Annotated in this window: 2 protein-coding genes and 1 pseudogene; 2 read left to right on the top strand and 1 reads right to left on the bottom strand. The window is 74.3% G+C overall.

Translation table 11 applies throughout. From position 1 onward, the window contains the following. Nucleotides 1-756, bottom strand: a 756-nt coding sequence (locus H5J29_RS31240; RefSeq protein ID WP_181784528.1) for a LolA family protein, incomplete at its 3' end; no start/stop codon positions are given. Between the two features lie 74 nt (nt 757-830). Here H5J29_RS31240 and H5J29_RS31235 point away from each other — a divergent pair. Both H5J29_RS31235 and H5J29_RS31230 read left to right on the top strand, forming a co-directional pair. After that, on the top strand, nt 831-1,514 hold the full coding sequence (locus H5J29_RS31235; RefSeq protein ID WP_181784527.1) for a response regulator transcription factor: 684 nt from the start codon (nt 831-833) through the stop codon (nt 1,512-1,514). Nucleotides 1,515-1,517: 3 nt separating this feature from the next. Next, nucleotides 1,518-1,824: pseudogene (locus H5J29_RS31230) on the top strand (sensor histidine kinase); the annotation flags it as partial.

The raw sequence follows: 1,824 nt of genomic DNA, 5'->3' as shown, positions 1-1,824 counted from the left end.
GGGCTGCTCACCCTGCGGGGCGTCCTCGACCGTGGTGCCGGGCGGTGGCGTGAACGTGAACAGCGCGGCGTCCTGCGGGCCGAAGGTGAGGTCGGTGAAGCCGACCTGGAAGGCCGGGTCGGCGGAGCCGTTGGCCAGCACGGTGAGCCGCAGCGGGACGCGCTTCTCGGCGTCCACCGCGATGCGGACCTCGCGCAGCAGCGTGCGCTCGGTGGGGTTCGGGCTGAGGACCAGCTCGTAGGCCGGGCGGCCCGCGACCTCGGCGGTGCCGTCGACGCTCACCGTGCTCGTCTGCCGCAGCTGGGCGATCGCGTCCGTGGCCGAGCGGGTCGGGTCGGCGGGCTGGGTGTGCTGCTCGCCGGGCGTGATCGCCTTCTTCGTGGCGGTCCGCTCCTCCGAGTCGTACGACCAGGCGGTCGTGCCGTCCGAGACCAGCGTCTGCTCGCCCTGGGCCGACGGCAGCGAGACCCGGCCCCTGCCCTCCCCACCCGACCAGATCCGTGCGTCCGACGTGCCGTTCGCCAGCTGCGCGGGAGCGCCCGGGATCGCGGGCAGGCCGAGGGCGTTGTCCACCTCGACGGTGCCGTTGAACGGCCCCGGGTCCGTCTTGCCGACCGAGGCCACCAGGTCCTCGGCGGACACCGGGGGCAGCTCGGGCTGGGCGCCCGCGCCCGCCGGGATGGCCACCAGGCCGAGGCCGACGGCGCCTGCCATCGCCACGCTCGTCCCGATCCGGGTCCACAGCTTCGCTCGCATGGACACAGCCTGACGCATCGGTGCTGAGAGTCGGCTCAGCCGGACTCCGCACGCATCGCGGTACGTTCTCCCCGATGGCCAGGGTGCTGGTGGTGGACGACGAGCCCGGGGTGCGCACTGCGCTCACCCGCGGGCTCACCGCGGAGGGCATGGAGATCGTCGCGGTCGGCGACGGGGACTCCGCCCTGCGCGCCGCGCTCACCGGCGGGTTCGACGCCGTGGTGCTGGACATCATCATCCCGGGCCCCTCCGGGTACCGGGTGCTCGAGCGGATGCGTGCGGCGGGCGTCGACACCCCGGTGCTGCTGCTGTCGGCGAAGGACGGCGAGGTCGACCAGGCGGACGGGCTGGACCTCGGCGCCGACGGCTACCTGGTGAAGCCCTTCTCGTTCGTCGTGCTGGTGGCGCAGCTGAAGGCGATGCTGCGGCGCCGGGACGCCACCCTCGGCCGCACGGCCCAGCGGGTGCGGCTCGGCGGGCTCGTCGTCGACCCGGCCTCGAGGTCCGTGACCTGGGAGGACATCGCCGTCGAGCTGTCCCCGCGGGAGTTCGAGCTGCTGTACGCGCTCGCCTCGCGGCCGGACACCGCCGTGGCCAAGGACGAGCTGCTCCGGCTGGTCTGGGGGGACGAGCAGGCCGCGAGCCGCAACGTCGTCGAGGTGTACGTGGGGTACCTGCGCCGCAAGCTCGACGCCGTCGGGGCCGGGCACGTGCTGCGCACCGTCCGCGGGCACGGGTATCTCGTCGGATCGGGCTGAGGGATGTTCCGCGCCCGGGTGGTGCGCGTGCGGGGCTGGTGGCGGCGGCGGACGCTGCAGACCCGGATCACGATCGTGGTCGGCGGGGTCGCGGTCGTCGCGCTGCTGGTGCTCGCCCGGGTCGGGGTGAACCTGCTCTACACCACGCTGATCGGCGCGGCGGACAACGAGCTGCACAACCAGGCGGGCGTCGTCGTGACCCGGTTGCAGCAGGGGATGGCGGTCGGGGACCCGTCCGTGCTGCCGTCGATCCGGGTCACCGACACCGCGGGCACCCCGGTCGACGGGCGCGGTCCGCTCCCGATGCCGC

This window comes from Pseudonocardia pini, assembly GCF_013870575.1.
Classification (GTDB): domain Bacteria; phylum Actinomycetota; class Actinomycetes; order Mycobacteriales; family Pseudonocardiaceae; genus Pseudonocardia; species Pseudonocardia pini.
This window is presented reverse-complemented; position numbering and strand designations above follow the sequence as displayed.